The sequence below is a fragment of the Paenibacillus terreus genome, from assembly GCF_042138595.1.
Taxonomy (GTDB): Bacteria; Bacillota; Bacilli; order Paenibacillales; family Paenibacillaceae; genus Paenibacillus; species Paenibacillus terreus.
Window position 1 is genome coordinate 113,038 of sequence record NZ_JBHIRX010000020.1, and the last position, 15,723, is coordinate 128,760.

At 49.0% G+C, this 15,723-nt stretch carries 15 protein-coding genes; 7 read left to right on the forward strand and 8 right to left on the reverse strand.

Annotation, left to right across the window (positions count from 1 at the left end; genetic code table 11):
* Positions 1 to 9 precede the first annotated feature (9 nt).
* On the reverse strand, positions 10 to 636 hold the full coding sequence (locus tag ACE5KN_RS26385; protein WP_375528513.1) for a chromate transporter: 627 nt from the start codon (positions 634 to 636) through the stop codon (positions 10 to 12).
* Between the two features lie 304 nt (positions 637 to 940).
* Here ACE5KN_RS26385 and ACE5KN_RS26390 point away from each other — a divergent pair, with 304 nt between their 5' ends.
* A complete protein-coding gene (locus tag ACE5KN_RS26390) occupies positions 941 to 2,140 on the forward strand; it encodes an ROK family protein (protein WP_375528514.1) in 1,200 nt (399 codons plus the stop codon).
* Between the two features lie 6 nt (positions 2,141 to 2,146).
* On the opposite strand, the gene ACE5KN_RS26395 is transcribed toward ACE5KN_RS26390, so the two are convergent.
* On the reverse strand, positions 2,147 to 2,974 hold the full coding sequence (locus tag ACE5KN_RS26395) for a PRD domain-containing protein (protein WP_375528515.1): 828 nt from the start codon (positions 2,972 to 2,974) through the stop codon (positions 2,147 to 2,149).
* Positions 2,975 to 3,221: 247 nt separating this feature from the next.
* On the opposite strand from ACE5KN_RS26395, the gene ACE5KN_RS26400 reads away from it, so the two are divergent.
* On the forward strand, positions 3,222 to 3,719 hold the full coding sequence (locus ACE5KN_RS26400) for a PTS sugar transporter subunit IIA (RefSeq protein ID WP_375528516.1): 498 nt from the start codon (positions 3,222 to 3,224) through the stop codon (positions 3,717 to 3,719).
* Positions 3,720 to 3,840: 121 nt separating this feature from the next.
* Here the strand turns inward: ACE5KN_RS26400 and ACE5KN_RS26405 are convergent, their stop codons facing one another.
* On the reverse strand, positions 3,841 to 4,284 hold the full coding sequence (locus tag ACE5KN_RS26405) for an Lrp/AsnC family transcriptional regulator (protein ID WP_375528517.1): 444 nt from the start codon (positions 4,282 to 4,284) through the stop codon (positions 3,841 to 3,843).
* 148 nt (positions 4,285 to 4,432) lie between these two features.
* Between ACE5KN_RS26405 and ACE5KN_RS26410 the strand changes: the two genes are divergently transcribed.
* Positions 4,433 to 5,434, forward strand: coding sequence for an oxidoreductase (locus ACE5KN_RS26410; RefSeq protein WP_375528518.1), 1,002 nt, complete (start codon positions 4,433 to 4,435; stop codon positions 5,432 to 5,434).
* 91 nt (positions 5,435 to 5,525) lie between these two features.
* Here ACE5KN_RS26410 and ACE5KN_RS26415 read toward each other — a convergent pair whose 3' ends face one another.
* Both ACE5KN_RS26415 and ACE5KN_RS26420 read right to left on the reverse strand, forming a co-directional pair.
* Complete coding sequence (locus tag ACE5KN_RS26415) at positions 5,526 to 6,500, reverse strand: hypothetical protein (protein ID WP_375528519.1); 975 nt, start codon at positions 6,498 to 6,500, stop codon at positions 5,526 to 5,528.
* Between the two features lie 195 nt (positions 6,501 to 6,695).
* Positions 6,696 to 8,978, reverse strand: coding sequence for an ATP-binding cassette domain-containing protein (locus ACE5KN_RS26420; protein WP_375528520.1), 2,283 nt, complete (start codon positions 8,976 to 8,978; stop codon positions 6,696 to 6,698).
* 163 nt (positions 8,979 to 9,141) lie between these two features.
* Here ACE5KN_RS26420 and ACE5KN_RS26425 point away from each other — a divergent pair, with 163 nt between their 5' ends.
* Entirely contained in the window at positions 9,142 to 9,696 is a 555-nt protein-coding gene (locus ACE5KN_RS26425; RefSeq protein WP_375528521.1) for a dihydrofolate reductase family protein, read from the forward strand.
* Positions 9,697 to 9,884: 188 nt separating this feature from the next.
* Here ACE5KN_RS26425 and ACE5KN_RS26430 read toward each other — a convergent pair whose 3' ends face one another.
* Positions 9,885 to 10,889 carry an SDR family oxidoreductase gene (locus tag ACE5KN_RS26430; RefSeq protein WP_375533189.1) on the reverse strand — a complete coding sequence of 335 codons (1,005 nt, stop codon included), beginning with the start codon at positions 10,887 to 10,889 and terminating at the stop codon, positions 9,885 to 9,887.
* 50 nt (positions 10,890 to 10,939) lie between these two features.
* Between ACE5KN_RS26430 and ACE5KN_RS26435 the strand changes: the two genes are divergently transcribed.
* Entirely contained in the window at positions 10,940 to 11,533 is a 594-nt protein-coding gene (locus tag ACE5KN_RS26435) for a TetR/AcrR family transcriptional regulator (RefSeq protein ID WP_375528523.1), read from the forward strand.
* 110 nt (positions 11,534 to 11,643) lie between these two features.
* Here the strand turns inward: ACE5KN_RS26435 and ACE5KN_RS26440 are convergent, their stop codons facing one another.
* Positions 11,644 to 12,114, reverse strand: a complete 471-nt coding sequence (locus ACE5KN_RS26440) for a hypothetical protein (protein WP_375533190.1) — start codon at positions 12,112 to 12,114, stop codon at positions 11,644 to 11,646.
* 143 nt (positions 12,115 to 12,257) lie between these two features.
* On the reverse strand, positions 12,258 to 13,199 hold the full coding sequence (locus tag ACE5KN_RS26445; RefSeq protein ID WP_375528525.1) for a helix-turn-helix transcriptional regulator: 942 nt from the start codon (positions 13,197 to 13,199) through the stop codon (positions 12,258 to 12,260).
* Positions 13,200 to 13,307: 108 nt separating this feature from the next.
* On the opposite strand from ACE5KN_RS26445, the gene ACE5KN_RS26450 reads away from it, so the two are divergent.
* Entirely contained in the window at positions 13,308 to 14,054 is a 747-nt protein-coding gene (locus ACE5KN_RS26450; RefSeq protein WP_375528526.1) for an alpha/beta fold hydrolase, read from the forward strand.
* 536 nt (positions 14,055 to 14,590) lie between these two features.
* Positions 14,591 to 15,493, forward strand: a complete 903-nt coding sequence (locus tag ACE5KN_RS26455) for a transposase (RefSeq protein WP_375533191.1) — start codon at positions 14,591 to 14,593, stop codon at positions 15,491 to 15,493.
* Positions 15,494 to 15,723: the final 230 nt, after the last annotated feature.

The window sequence follows — 15,723 nt, forward strand, 5'->3', positions numbered from 1 at the left end:
AGACCACTCCTAGATATAGTATTCGATGACAGGCTGTTTATCGTGGTACTCTTTTTCAGTTTGAACCGACAGCCCCAGCAGCTTTTTCACACGCACAATCACGACGCCGATCACAAGTCCGATCAGAATCATGAACGTCGGATTCATGCCGGTCAGGAGAAGCACAATCAGGGTACCGACGGCTACAACAACGGTGGTGCGGTCAAATAAAGCGCTTTTGCCCATTTTGTAGGCGGCTACCGCGATCAGGCCGATGATGGCGCCATGAATGCCTTTAAAGGCGGCCTGTACTTTCGGCTCATGCTGGAATAAGGAATAAAATGTGCTGAGCGCAAACACGATGATGAAGGTAGGAAGCGTTATACCCAGCGTTGCAGCGATCGCCCCCGGCACTTTGCCCATCCTGTAACCCAGAAATGCGGAAGCGTTCACGCCCACACCCCCTGGGGCGGAGCCGGCCAAAGACATCAGATCATTCATTTCCTGGCTGTCAATCCACTTCTTTTTGTCTACAAATTCCCGTTCAATCAGGGACATCATGGCATATCCGCCGCCGAAGGTGGCTGGCCCGATTTTGAAGAAGATCCAGAACAGATCCCATAAAAGTGATAGTTTTGATAGGGTGCTTGATTTCATGTTGGCTCACCTCGTTATTCTTGTCTCCATCATACCATCTTTTTACCAAAATGAAAATTAGTTATGGCTGATGAAAAAGATTACTTTCGTTTATAAGCAGGATATGAGCCTAAAACCGTTATTTTTATAGATTATTCGGATGGGTTTGGTCTGGATTGAGCGGAAAATAGTATACTTTTATTCAATTTAGTTAAAAGTGGTTATTGAAAGTGACTATAGCGTATTAGAGGTAGCATTCCAAATCGTAAAACGCTATAATATGTTCAAATCCTACTATAATAATAGGAATAAACGGAGCGATATTATGGTAAAAGCGAACCCTTCACCGGCTAATATAAAAAAAGCGGTTTTTGAACGAATTGCGCAAAAGGACGATATTTCCAAGGCAGAGCTGATGGCGGAATTCACCCTGACCAGCAGCAGTCTGACCAGGCTTCTGGAGGAGCTTGTACATGAAGGCTGGATCAGCGAATCGGGGCTGGGGCAATCTACCGGCGGCAGAAGACCGATTTTATACCAGATCAATTCAGCACACCGGTACATCTTTGGACTGGAAATATCCAGGCTGTACTCTACGCTTGGATTATTTGATTTGAAGTTGAATGCCCTCTCGTACAAACGCTGGACCATGGACGAAAGCATGACCCCGGATCGTCTCATGGACTGTGTGCAGGAGCAGGTTGAAATGATGCTGGAAGCCCACCATGTTGCCAAAGAACAGGTGCTCGGCATGGGCATTGGCGCAGTAGGTCCGCTGGACCGGAACCAGGGAGTGATCCTGAACCCGCTCTATTTTCCCGCTGAGGGCTGGTCCAATGTGCCGATCTGCCGGCTGATTGAAGAGAAGACGGGAATACCCGCGTTTCTCGATAACGGAGCGAATGCGGCTCTGGTGGGTGAGCATTGGGCGCTGCGCGGCGAGAATCTGCAGCATATGCTGTACGTGCACGTCGGCACGGGCTTGCGTTCGGCCATGATGTCCGGCGGGCAGCTTGTGTATGGTGCGGTGGACATGGAAGGCTCCATCGGGCAGATGATTATCCAGGCCGACGGCCCGCGGCTGCACAGCTCAGGCAATTACGGGGCGCTGGAGGCGTTCGCCTCCGTACAGGCACTGGAGCAGCAGGTAAGAGCACAGGTGAAGATGGGGCGCAACCAGCTTGAGAGCGCAGCCGGCGTGCAGCCGGAGGCCATTCACTTCGCCATGCTGGTGGAAGCGCTCCGGAATGGTGAAGCGTTTGTGCAGGAGCTGTTCTCCCAGTCGGCTGCTCATATGGGGATCGGCCTGGCTAACCTGATCAACATTCTGCACCCCGAAATGGTCATTCTCGGCGGGGCCCTGATCAGCGCGAGTGGCCGCTATTATGATACGGCGGTGTCTGTCGCACAGAAGAACATCTATTATTTCCCGGAGTATCAGCCTGTTTTTTCGAAAGGGATATTGCAGGAACACGCGGTGGCTGTGGGGGCGGCTGTGCTTGTGCTCAAGCAGCTGTCGATATAAGCCCTTCTATACTCCTTCCATAATTCTTTGCAGATGCAGGGCAATATAAGCCATTTCCGATTCCGGAAACTCGATATGATATTCCTGCGCCAAATATTCAGCTGCTTTTTTGGCGGCTTTAAAGCCATGCTTGTATGTTTTTTTGATCATTTTCAGCATGTCCTTATCCAGGGTGTGAAAGGGTTTTCGATCGTAAAACCGGCTGAGCGCCAGCTCCAGATGTGTGAGCAGACGATGATAGGAAATGCTGTCCTTGTCAATATCGGCCCCCAGCTCGGCAAGCATGATTTCAACAGTCTCCTGGATAATGATCGTCTTCTTGATGGATTTTTCGATATGCGAATTTTCCATCTTGGCTGTATGGATATGCAGGGCGATATAGGAAGCTTCATCCTCCGGAAAGTCAATGCCAAAGTTGTCTTTAATTTGCTCCAAGGCCCAGAGGCCGATTTTATACTCCGTACCGTATAGCAGCCTGATCTCATGCAGCAGCTTGTTCCTTACCTGAATCCCGGCCTTGGAACGTTCGATGGCAAAAGACAGATGATCTGTCAGCGCAATATGGATATGATTATTCAGATTCATGCCCAAAACCTGCTCGGCATGTGCAATGATTTTTTCTCCCATGGCGATATGGGATTCGGGAACAGAGCTTAACAACTGCTGAAACTTTTTGCTTTCTTCCTTCAGCACAAATATCTTCTCGATTTTGTCCGGGTCAATCAGATCGTTTTTACCTTTCTGAAACGCAATGCCCGGCCCCATGACGATCTTTTCGGCATCACCTTCTTTTACCACAACGGCATTGTTGTTCAAGACACGGTTGATTTTCATATCGTTGCTCCAATCCACCTTCTACAACTTGAAAACTCAGAAGTCATCTTCAAAATTATAAACGACTGCTTGTACAGTATCCACATCATTGACATGCAGGTAGAATTTAATTAGTATAATAACATAATTTAATTATACGGGATTGTGACTGTTTGGCAGGCAAGACCCAAAATTCGGTACGGACAACTTTCCGCACTGAATTTTGGGTTTTTTCTTTTTCCCGGACGACTACAAGGAGGAGATATAGATGCTGTCATTTTTCAAAAAGGATAAAAAAATCAAGGAGCTTGCTATAATGGCTCCTATAACAGGACAAGCTGTGAGCCTTGAACAGGTGCCAGACCCGGCCTTTGCCGGCAAAATGATGGGTGAGGGCGCGGCAATTGAACCGGCGGAAGGCAAAATGTATGCACCATTTGACGGAAAAGTGGCGCAGCTTATTAAATCCAAGCACGCCGTTATTCTGGAGCATGAGTCCGGGGCACAGGTGCTTATTCATGTGGGGATCGACACTGTTTCTTTGAAAGGGTCTGCGTTCTCCCCGGCAGTTCAAACAGGGGATAAAGTGAAGCAGGGCCAGCTGATTATGGAATTTGATATGGACATGATCCGTGAAGCGGGTCTGCCGGTGATTACTCCCGTGATCGTTCCTGTCGGAATCGATGCGGTGCAAGCCGTTCAGGTTCATGACGTAAGCGCCTTAACAGCAGGAAAAGACACCATACTGACGATTAAACTCGGATAATAAAACTGGCGGCCGGAGCTTTAGTGATAAATTCACCAATGGAAGCATAGCGCGATTCCAAGTATAGACTCATCCACTGACCAAGTGGATGGGTTTTTGCGTTCCATGGGGTGTGCCGGATCTAAAAAGTCCCTTCTTCTCCTGCAATCAGTGACTTATCCTCAATGGCCGTTGAAAGCACGATCAGCGTTGAGGAGAAGCCGTGCGGGCTGCATGTATCGAGGAATGCTGTCAGTGTGTCCATCGATTCCGTTACGATTTTCATCAAAAAATTATATTCCCCGCTGATGCGGTACAAGTCTATGACATCAGGGGACTCGGAGATGAACTGCTGGAAATCCACGCAATTTCCCGTTTTGAACAGCACAAATGCCGTAACGTCTTTTGCCAGCTTCTTGGGTGAAAGAACGGCCTTGTAGCCGGCGATGATGCCCTGCTCCTCCAGCTTGCGAATCCGCTCGGCCACCGCAGGCTGCGTCATGGCGATAGTCCGGCCAATTTCCGCGACCGACATGCGGGCATTTTTATGTAATAATGACAGGATTGCACGGTCGATTTGATCCATATCGGAACTCCTTTATTTTATGATGGTTATTGTTTCATTTTAACTTAAAAAGCAAAATAAATATCGCCAAAATTCATGTTTTATCTATGTAAGTTGGGATCAACTCCTTATAAAATATCATTCAACAGATATCGAAGGAGTGATAAAAATGATCACAACAGAAACATTGTCACTGGAAGCTCCTCTTATCATCGGCCGTATAGAGCTTCGCAACAGGCTGGTTATGGCGCCTATGCAGCAGTACAAAGGTACGCCGGAAGGGTTGGCGACAGAGCATCATATTTTGCATTACGGAAGCAGAGCGCATGGCCTTGGCCTTATGATCGCGGAATCGACGGCAGTGTCTGATAATGGCCGGCTATGGCCGAACGACATTGGCATTTACTCCGATCGGCATACCGAACAATTGAAGCGGGTGACTGACGCCATTCACAATGCGCAGACACCGGTCTTCGTGCAGTTGTCACATGGGGGAAGAAAATCGGCGCCGGAAGTGACGCAGAGGCTGGTTGCGCCAAGCGCCATTCCTTATAATGCCTCCTATGGCACACCTGCAGAGCTGTCACTTTCTGAAATCGAAGCGCTCGTCGAAGATTACCGGCTTGCCGCCAAACGCAGTGTCGCTGCGGGTTTCGATGGCATTGAAGTCCATGCGGCGCATGGCTTTCTCATTCATCAGTTTCTGTCGCCGCTCTCCAACCGCCGCAGCGACACCTACGGGGGAACGCCTGAAGCCAGAACGAGATTTTTACGAGATGTGCTCATTGCCATCCGCTCCGAAACCGGCAGCAGCTACCCGGTTATGATCCGCGTCTCTTCCACAGATTACGCTAACGGCGGTCTGACGCCCCGCGATCTGGCACGGATGATTCAGCCGCTTGAAGCGGAGGGGCTTATCGATGCGGTTGACATCTCGTCCGGCGGCCTGCTTCCAATCCAACCGGCAAATGTCCATCCTGGCTATCAATTGCCTGACGCGGCCATCTTCAAGCAGCATTTGCAAGTGCCCGTCATTGCCGTTGGGAGCATCCACAACCGCAGCTTTGCGGACCGTATTATCCGTGACGGCCTGGCGGATGCAGTGGCAGTTGGCCGGCCGCTGCTGGAGGACCCCGATTATGGGCTCAAGATGCTGGAGGGTTCGGTATAAGAAGGGTTACATTGCTTTCTTGGATAGGAAAAGCTGCAGCCAGGCTAACCCTGCGCTGCAGCTTTTTTTATTGTGGCAATATCTATATTATTCATTTATAAAATATATTGTAGAAGGTTCCGTCTGAGCTGAACTTGCCCATAAGTGTGGGGGCTCCCTTTTTGGTAAAGATCAGGGTGTCCGAATTGTTTTTTTCCTTGGCAGCGCTGTAACCCGACAGGTCCACATTCATGACAGCTTTAAATTGCTTGGTTGCTTTCTCCATGAGGGACTCGATGGAGAACTGCTCAATTTTCTTGGTTACGGTATCTATGTCTACATCCTTTTTATTATAATCGGATAATGCAAAGGCATTAACTTCCATCACCTTGTTGGTGCCTTTTTCAATATCGATCCAGACGTTGCCTTTGTTGGTAGAATAGGAAAAGTTATAGACCGGTTTTTTGCCCGGCTTTAGGGTCTGGCTGCGCACGGTTTCAGCTTTCTTGGTGAGACCAAGCTTGGTCAGTGTTTGCTGCGCGGCTTTTTTGGCAGCGGCGGGCACTTCCTTAACTTCCACCACGCTGTAGTCCAGCTTTCCGTCTGTCACGTAGATGGTGCCTGATGAATCATTTCTTCCGTTCAACTGAAGCCCGCGGTCAGTGGAATAATTGACCATAATCAAGTCAATGCCCTTCTTATCCTTGGGAAAAGCCTGCTTCCAGGCAGTATCAAGCTGCTTTTTTAACTTATCTCCTTTAAGTTCCTTGTATTTGAAGTGTGTGGATATAGCGATAATGGTTCCGTCCTCTTTTACAATTACCTGGCTCATTTCCTTGCCTTCAATAGGGAATTGAATATAATCATTTTTGCCGAAATCTTTGGCCTTTCCGAGCTGAACGGTCTCCCCAAGGATTTTCTTCACATTTTCCTGCACGGTTTTTACCAGACTTTGATCCACCTTTAGCTCAGCGGCACTTTCAGCTTGGGCTGCCTGTGCTGACTGAACAAACACGCCGCCTCCAGCGCTGATTATAGTTGCAGCTATTACTGTTGAACTAAGTACGTTTTTGTAAAATTTCTTCATGTGTTAGTCCTCCTGATTGTTTGGGAAATAGTAAGTACGCTCTATATAACAACGGAGAACCGAAAAATGTGACATGGCGGAGAAAAATTTTTCTATTTTGATAAGCTCATCAGATAATCTGTAACTGATTCCTGAGAGGATACCTCATAAGAAATATCCTTGTAATTTGGAAATAGAGGTTCTAATTCTTGGCCGTTACCGCAGTTCGCCGCGCAAATATTTGCCGGTGATCGAGCGCGCTGCGTCACCTTGCCCTTCGACAAGCTGCTGCGGTGTCCCCTGGAATATGACCATGCCGCCCCGGGCGCCGCTTTCCGGGCCCATGTCGATGATCCAGTCCGCGCTCCGGATGATGTCCGGGTGATGCTCGATGACGATGACTGTGTTGCCGGCGTCGACCAAGCGGTTCATGATGTCGAGCAGCAGCCCGACATCGGACATGTGGAGGCCGGTCGTCGGCTCGTCCATGACGTAAATGCTGCCCGCCTTGTGGAGCTCACAGGCGAGCTTCAGCCTCTGGCGCTCGCCGCCCGACAGGGTGCTCAGCGGCTGCCCAAGCGTCACGTAGCCGAGCCCGACATCCGCAACCGCCTGCAGACGTCGGCGGATGGACGGATGCTTGTCGAATGCGGCCAGAGCCTCCTCGGTCGTCAACGCCAGTACGTCCGATATCGATCGGCCTTGATACCGGTACTGCAGCACTTCCTCTTTGAACCTGCGGCCGCCGCACGTTTCGCAGACAGTGCGGATGCCCTCCATGAAGGCGAGGTCCGTATAGAGGACGCCGAGCCCCTGGCATGTCTCGCATGCCCCCGACGAATTGAAGCTGAACAGGGAGGCTTTCACGAAATTCGCCTTTGCGAACAACTTGCGCAGTTCGTCCATAATGCCCGTATACGTCGCCGGATTTGAGCGGACCGACGCCCCGACAGCCGACTGGTCTGTCGCGATCGCCTCGGGGTAGCGCGTCAGAAACTCGCCGTTGATCAGCGAGCTTTTGCCGGAGCCGGCTAGGCCGGTCACGACCGTCAGCACGCCTGCCGGGATGTCGACCGATACCTGCTTTAAGTTGTGGAGCGTCGCATCGACGATCGGGTAGAAGCCTGTCGGCTTGCGGACGTCCTCGCGCAGCGCCAGCTCGTGACGCATGTACCGGCCCGTCAAGGTATCGGCATACAGCAGTCCTTCAACGTCTCCTTCGTAGACGATCCGTCCGCCGTGAACGCCGGCGTGTGGGCCGACGTCGACGATATGATCGGCGGCCGTGATGACGTCGCGGTCGTGCTCGACGACGATCACCGTGTTTCCCTTGTCACACAGCTGGCGGAGCAGCCGGTTCAACCGAATAACGTCCCCCGGGTGCAGCCCGGCGCTGGGTTCGTCGAAAATGTACAGCATGTCGGTCAGGCTGCTGCCAAGGTGGCGCACCATCTTGATTCGCTGCGATTCGCCGCCGGACAGTGACGCCGTTTCCCGGTCGAGGCTAAGGTAATCGAGTCCGATGTCAATCAATTGTTGGAGCCGCTCGGCTAGCGCGGTTGTTACCGTCTCCGCAACCGGCTCCCGGATGCTGCGCACGACGTGTACGAGCTCGCCGACCTCCATGGCGGCCATCTCCGCGATGTTCAAACTGCCAATGCGGCAGTTTAGCGCCGCTTGATTGAGCCGCGTCCTGCGGCAGAGCGGACAGGGGGCGAACATCATGTACGGCTGGGCGCGGCTTAGTGTCGCTTCAGCCATTTCCTCCGAATCGCGTTTGATGTAAAGCCGTTCGAATTTCGTGACGACACCCTCGTAGGTCGCGTCCATCGGGCCGGTTGGCGTATCGAACGAGATTTTCGCTTCCTTCCCGCCGATGCCGTAAAGTAATAAGTTCCATTCCTCGTCCGTGTAATCTCCCAACTTCTTATCGTTGTCGAAAAGTCCTGACATGACGTACAACTTCCAGTACCACGTGCCGACGCGGAATGTCGGAAAAGCAATGCCGCCTTCATTCAGCGACTTCGTCCGATCCAACAGCTTGCCGATGTCGGCCGAGACGATCTTGCCAACGCCGTGGCATTCTGGGCACATCCCGGCCGGATCGTTGAACGAGAACGCGTTCGAATTGCCGACGAACGGCTGCCCGACGCGCGAGAACAGAAGCCGCAGCAGCGCGTAGATGTCTGTGATCGTGCCGACGGTCGACCGAGAGTTGCCGCCGAGCCGTTTCTGATCGACGACGATGGCGGGGGACAAATGTTCAATCGCGTCCGCTTCGGGCGGGCTGAATTTCGGGAGTCGGTTGCGGATGAACGCGCTAAACGTTTCATTCAGCTCCCGCTGTGCCTCGGCACCGATCGTGTCAAAAACGATCGACGACTTGCCGGAGCCGGATACCCCGGTGAAAACCGTCAGCTTCCGCTTCGGGACGCGAAGCGTAATATCCTTCAAGTTGTTTTCGCGCGCACCCTTGATGACGATGTAATTCTGATCCATGCGGTCAACACCTTTCGTGTAGTTATGCACGGATCAGTATACAGGGGTTATTATGACATCTTCTGTCATATTTGTGAGGGGACCCTTCCTGTTATTAATAGGACATAAGGTGACATATATAAGGTCTATAATAAGTGATAGATCAACGAAAGGAGCAACAATCATGAAACGAAAAATCATTTTAGATTTAGCAGTTACTTTAGACGGTTTTATTGAAGGGAAAAATGGGGAAGTCGATTGGTGCATTATGGACGCTGAGATGGGGTTTACTGATTTCTTAAATCAAATCGATACTATTTTTTATGGAAGAAAAAGCTATGATTTATGGGGACAATTTACTCCAGAAATGGAACAAACGGATACGGATAAAGAAATTTGGGGATTAATTCATAACAAAGAGAAATATGTGTTTTCCAGGACACAAAAAGGGAGTGATAACAAAGCAATATTCATAAATGATAATATTCTTGAAGAAGTAAATAAAATAAAGAATAGACCAGGTAAAGACATCTGGCTATATGGTGGAGCAAGTCTTATTACAACTTTTATCAATTTAGGGCTTGTTGATGAATTTAGATTATCTGTTCATCCCGTTATTTTGGGAGAAGGAAAACCGTTGTTTACGGATATAAAACAGAGGTTAAATTTAAAAATGGTTAATACAAGAACGTTATCCTCTGGCGTTGTGCAACTTATTTATCATTTGAACGGGAAATAATGTTGCAAGCACAGTTGGTTAGAGTACTATTGCTCATACAGAACAAATGTGGCTGCCGATCGCCGGCAGCCTTCATTACGTTTACTTGCAGTAATCAATGTCAGCCTCAGCAGTAGATGGCGGGACTACCCAAATACATCAAGACTTATTTGCCAGTTTCAAGCTGCGAAAGTTGAATTAATAACCCTTTAAAGATAAGCTTTCAAAAAATCCGTAAAACTCACCGGGGTTCTGCCAATCAGGTTTTCCAAAGCGGGATCGGTTTGGGCGAAATCTCCCTGTCGACTTGCCTGAAACATACCTGTAAGCATGCTGACCATCGCTTCCGGTAATCCTCGGGACACCAAGTGGTTCCGATATTCATCATCCGACACGACGATTCGCCGAATCGGTCGATCCAGGACCCTGGAAGCAATCGATGCAATTCTATCCATGTCAATCGCCTCGGAAGCCGTTAGGGAAGGAGTTATACCATCATATCTCTGCTCTGTCAGGATTACCGCCATGGCTTCAGCCAGGTCGGAATGGGTAGTCCAGGCAACAGGACCATCCTCCGGAGCAATCAATTCCCCTGTTTGCAAGGCATCCCCCATCCACATGATCGCTGATGCGGCATAAAAGCCGTTTCGCACCGATGTGAAAGCCATTCCTGAAGATTGTAGCATCTCTTCTGTAGCAGCATGAACGTCCATGGGCGGAAAATGTGACGTTGCAGATGAAAACATTTGGCTAGTGTACAGCAGTCTACTAACACCGGCTTTCTTTGCCGAGCCGATTGCGGTTTGATGCTGACGAACAGCAGCTTCCCCCAAGGAGTGAGACGAGATCATGAGAACCTGAGACGCTCCCTCGAAGGCGTGCAGAAGACTGTCGGAATCATCGAAATTTCCTTGCCGAACACGGACTCCGCGTTCTTTTAGATCCTGTACCTTGCTCACATCACGGACACTCACACCAATATCTCCGGCAGAAACACGTTTGAGAAGTTCCTCTACGACCTGCCGACCTAATTTTCCATTGGCTCCAGTAACAACAATCATTTTATTATTCTTCCTTTCATGTTTAAATTCAGATAATGAGAGTTTCTTGTCATACGATGTTGTTTGTGCAATCATAATCGTATAAGTAAAAGATAGAAGGATTGACTCGGGCAAACAACCTGCAAAAAGCTGCTTTTGTTGTGTTCCCAACATTTTTGTCTTTTTGTCTGTTTATTGAGTTTAAGAGAAAGTGGGGGGGTAAAATGTCGGTAAATCCCGAGGATCCGCGTGTTAAAAGAACCCGCCAACTGTTCGTGCAGGCTTTTAACGATTTGATTGGGAAGAAGAGAAACATCTATTCCATTTCCGTGCACGATATTACGAATCAAGCGGCCGTAAATCGGACAACATTTTATGCGCATTTTCAGGATAAATATGAATTTCTTGAATACTGGATGACGGAAAAGTTCCAAATGACGATAATGAATAGACTGCCGGAAGAAGCAAGATGCAACGCGGACAATTTGCGAATCCTCATTCAGACCATATTCGATTTTCTTTTGCAGTTTCAACAATGCAGTACGCCGGGAGACAAGCAATTTGAAGCGATGTTTGAAAATGCCATGCATCAGGATATTCATCGGCTTCTGCTTAAACGGGTAAATGATGTGGACATACAGGGCTTTTCACAAGAAAAATTGGAAGCCATGGCACTCGTTATCAGTTGGGGCATATTCGGATCGGCTTTGCAGTGGAGCAGGAACCCTCAAGATCACTCGGTGGAAACGATGTTTGATGAAGTCATTGAGGTGCTATCAGTCAATTTGGCCCCTTTTTGGGAGCAAACAACCGCGTAATGACACGCCTTTTTATATTAAACACTTAAAGTGCTAACTCCGTTGAAAAGTAAGTGTTAGTTGAAAAGTAAGTGTTATGAGTAAAGAAAGTGAAACGGCGGTTTGCCGTTTCACTCCTGTTTTCTGTATGACCACAAGCTGTTCTGCTTCTTGTCCTCAAACAAGTCTTTCGCTTCATTAAACCATTGCTTGCTGCTGCCGCCCAAAATCATTGTATTTGAAGCTTTATTACCGAAGCCCTTTTTTACCTCAACATGCCCTAAAGAATCGATACGGTACTCTAAAGTTAAATCGGTATCGGAAATAAACTCAATTCGTACATCAAAATAGTCCTTCGTATACACTTTCACAGGTCCAATGTCAGGAAATAATTTGATAACCGTCCTTTCGTGTAAGAGTCGAATGACTTCAGCAATTTCCTGCTCATCCGTTGATATAATGGATTGAGTGGTTGAGCCGATACCTGGTCTATTATCAGAGAGTTCTACAACGACTCCTTTAATATGCTCATGTTTATAATAAGTATTTGTGTACATATACCCGCTATAAAAAACATAACACAGCAATCCAAAAGTCAGCACACTCAGTATTATTAGAATGTTCTTTTTCATGACAAATCGCGTTGAAATATTACACACCTCCGTACGAATAATTAGAAAATGCTCAATAGAATCACCGTATGAGATCCAAGTTCTTGTTCTTTTTCCCGCGCGTCTTTCTTTGTTTAGTTATAATTCAAACTCATGATCTTGATTTTTTGCTTGATATACTCAATCGCTTCCGTTGGCTCAAGAACCCTTGCGTCTTCCCCCAATTGCCAGATCAAATCCAAGTAAAATTTCATATTTTCTGCAGGCACCAAGATGGTGGCCGTTCCTCTGCCGTCTTCGCGGCGTTCAATGGCAGGGCCGAACCAGCTTTCTGATTCAAGCAGCCGCACACCGTTTGCAGTGAGTTCGACGGTTAGAGAAGCCTGGTCAGCTCCGTTTTTTTCAGGCGGGTTCCTTAAATCGAATTGCTCGACATCTTTCCGCCAGGGAATGGATTCATTCAGTTGCGCCTTTAAAATTCGGTCAGCACGGAACAATCTGTAATCTCCTTTCAGATAACAAAAAGCTGGGCAATACCAGTAGCCATGGCTCGAATAGAGACCGACCGGCTGAATGTTTCGCTGTCTTACACCGTGACGCGAGTTGTACTCAATACTCACAGCGCTGCGGGTCATGATGGCCTGCAGCAGCGTTTTCAAACATTCCGGGTCTGTTGCTCGATAGGGGCTCCAAATGGCCACTTTATTTTTGAGACGATCAATTTGTTCTTTGATATCATCAGGCAGATAGTGATAAAACTTGTTCAGGGCCGAACTGGCCCCCTCTTCAAAAGGTAATGAACCGAAAAACTGCAAAGACTGACTAGCGAAAAATAAAGCGATGGCCTCGCTTTCCGAGAATGCAATCGGGGGAAGCGTTCTGTCCCGCAGCAGCTTGTAGCCTCCTCCCCGCCCCTGAATGGAGTAAAGTGGGATACCGAGTTCACTCAGTTCCTGTAAATCTCTTGTGATCGTCCGGTAGGAGAGGCCGAATTCATCGGCCAGTTCCTGGACCGTAAAAGACTTTTTAGCGTTAATGATCATGATCAGCTGGATGAGGCGCTGTGCTTTTAACAAAAATTCATTCCTCCTTCTTTCTTAATATTATATCTTTAAATAAGACAGAAATTGACCGGTTTTTCGGTTATAGTATCTCTATAAATTATGGATACGGAGGGACTTCAGATGAAGGTTGAACAATTTACCCGGGAAAAGATCGGCTTCGCATTTATTCATGGCGCCGGCTTAAACAGCGGTATCTGGGAAAAGGTTGCTGCAGGATTGGACAATCCTTGTTTAATGATTGATTTCCCGCTGCGTAACGGGGATCACGAATCTGCCCGGAAGCTTTCGCTTCATGATTATACAGCTTATATCCAAAGACAGCTGGAAGAGTGGAAGGTAGAAAAATTTATTATCGTGGCTCATTCCCTTGGAGCAATTCCGGCCCTGAGAGCCGCCGCACAATTAAGGGGGCGCTTGGTGGGATTTGCAGCCGTTGGAGCGGCAATTCCCAAGAAGAGCGGGTCTTTTATTTCCATTCTACCTTTCCCTGGGCGGATTGTGATGCCTGTTCTTCTGCGATTCTTTGGCACCCGTCCCCCTGAATCAGTCATCCGTTCCAGCTTATGCAGCGGTCTTTCCCAGAAACAAACCGAGGAAATTGTCAGGAACTTTACTCCAGAGTCTGTCGGCGTATACACAGGTAAACTGGATGTGTCTGTTCCTTCGGTGCCCAAACTGTACATCAAGTTAATGGAGGATAGAGAATTCAGCCCGTCCCTTCAGGATAAAATGATTCTAAATTTTTCCCCGCAGCAGGTCAAAACCTTAAATACCGGACACTTGCCCATGCTGAGCGATCCGGACGGATTGGTTAAGGCATTGCATGGCTTTTTAGCCGAATGGATCCAACCCAATCCCAAATCATAGGCAGCTGTTGAAAAGATCATTGAAGGTGTAACTTCAGTGGTCTTTTTTTAGTTTAGCCGTTATTTTCTCAACTTTCACAGCATGAAATCGGCAAACAGGCCTTGATATAACTGGTAACTGGGCAAAACGGGGATCCACAGCTGGAGTTGACGCTGAATCAGCAGACAGCTTTTTTCTAGCTTTCTTGGAAGAAGGGGATTCGCTCCGCTCAGAGTCTAGTACCCCGAGTGAGACGGGTGTCTATAGAGTATGGTGTTTGGTGTTTGGTATCTGGTATCTGGTATCTGGTATCTGGTGTCCGTTGCCTGCTGCCTATTGCCTGTTACCTGTTACCTCTTCATACAGCTTTGCATGATTATCCCTTTCGCTCAGAATGCGGGGGTTGAGGTGAGCCTAGGGGAAGGAATAAAGAGATAAGAGATAAGAAAAAAAGAGGCAGCTCAAGTGGGATATTCGGCTTGAAACAGGAACATACGTTTGGTATAATGAAAAAAAGAACACATGTTCGTACATTATTGATTCGGGGGCGAGCAGACATGGAAGTCCAAGTGGAAACGGAACTTCAATCCTTTAGCAGTCGTTATCATAACGAGCAGGACTGCATGGAGGCATTGATCGCGATGAAGTGGCCGAATGGCTTCGTCTGCCCGCGTTGCGCTCATACCCGCTGCAGCCGTCTGACTTCCCGGCGTATTCCCTTGTTCGAATGTGCCAGGTGTGCGCATCAAACGTCGGCTTTGGTCGGTACGATTTTTGAACGAACCCATCTCCCCCTGACCAAGTGGTTCCAGGCGCTGGAGTTGTTCCTGCTGCCCGACGGCATCTCGGCGATGCGGCTGAGCCAGGTGATCCAGGTCACCTACAAGACCGCCTGGTCGATGCTCCACCGCATCCGCCATGCCATCGGGGAGTTCGATGCCCGGGAGCTGCTCTGCGGAGACGTGAAGGTGAACAGCGACCTGTATGGGCGTAATCCGGCCCGGCCACAGTTTCCTCATCCGTATGCCTCGGCAGTCGTAGCGGGATGCACGGTTACGGAATCGGGCGAGCCGGAACGGGTCAAAATCCGTCTGGTGCCGCAGACGAGGGGAGATGGGAACGGAGCGAATCGACTCGAACTCGCTGCGTTCATCAACGAACAGGTAGATGTCCGTGCATCGGCGGTACAGTCGTTCCCTCAAGCCTTTCGGCTGTATAGACCCTTGCGAAACGTCGTGAGCGAGGCGTGGACATCGCTGAAGCGTACGTATATAGCCTTAGGGACGAAGCATCTGCAGGCATACCTCAACGAGTACACCGGACGCCGCCGACTGCGCCTGCCCGGAGCGGAAGAACCGATGTGGCAGAAGTTGCTGTCCATGGGCGTGGCGATTCCGGCAATCCCTTACCGCCGACTGATTGCGCGCCAACCGATTCAGCCTCTTGCGGCTGCGTCCTGATCACAGAGCTTGAACGAGGAAAGGTGAGCATGATGTGCGTGGCTTGAACGGTGTGGGTTAGCATGAACGAGGACATCGGAAAAATTCAGATTCAAGCGGCAACGAGGGCTAGAGTCTTTTATTTTTTCAGGGCTTTGCTCCGCTCCCCCTCCCTCTCTCTCGGTCGGTTTCACATCACCTAAACGCTCTGCTTTCTGCTAAGATCACCTCATAATCTCGAACCGATCTGC

Coding starts and splice junctions, on each gene's coding strand:
- ACE5KN_RS26385 (WP_375528513.1), bottom strand. CDS start 636: ATGAAATCAAGCACCCTATCAAAACTATCACTTTTATGGGATCTGTTC.
- ACE5KN_RS26390 (WP_375528514.1), top strand. CDS start 941: ATGGTAAAAGCGAACCCTTCACCGGCTAATATAAAAAAAGCGGTTTTT.
- ACE5KN_RS26395 (WP_375528515.1), bottom strand. CDS start 2,974: ATGAAAATCAACCGTGTCTTGAACAACAATGCCGTTGTGGTAAAAGAA.
- ACE5KN_RS26400 (WP_375528516.1), top strand. CDS start 3,222: ATGCTGTCATTTTTCAAAAAGGATAAAAAAATCAAGGAGCTTGCTATA.
- ACE5KN_RS26405 (WP_375528517.1), bottom strand. CDS start 4,284: ATGGATCAAATCGACCGTGCAATCCTGTCATTATTACATAAAAATGCC.
- ACE5KN_RS26410 (WP_375528518.1), top strand. CDS start 4,433: ATGATCACAACAGAAACATTGTCACTGGAAGCTCCTCTTATCATCGGC.
- ACE5KN_RS26415 (WP_375528519.1), bottom strand. CDS start 6,500: ATGAAGAAATTTTACAAAAACGTACTTAGTTCAACAGTAATAGCTGCA.
- ACE5KN_RS26420 (WP_375528520.1), bottom strand. CDS start 8,978: ATGGATCAGAATTACATCGTCATCAAGGGTGCGCGCGAAAACAACTTG.
- ACE5KN_RS26425 (WP_375528521.1), top strand. CDS start 9,142: ATGAAACGAAAAATCATTTTAGATTTAGCAGTTACTTTAGACGGTTTT.
- ACE5KN_RS26430 (WP_375533189.1), bottom strand. CDS start 10,889: ATGTTGGGAACACAACAAAAGCAGCTTTTTGCAGGTTGTTTGCCCGAG.
- ACE5KN_RS26435 (WP_375528523.1), top strand. CDS start 10,940: ATGTCGGTAAATCCCGAGGATCCGCGTGTTAAAAGAACCCGCCAACTG.
- ACE5KN_RS26450 (WP_375528526.1), top strand. CDS start 13,308: ATGAAGGTTGAACAATTTACCCGGGAAAAGATCGGCTTCGCATTTATT.
- ACE5KN_RS26455 (WP_375533191.1), top strand. CDS start 14,591: ATGGAAGTCCAAGTGGAAACGGAACTTCAATCCTTTAGCAGTCGTTAT.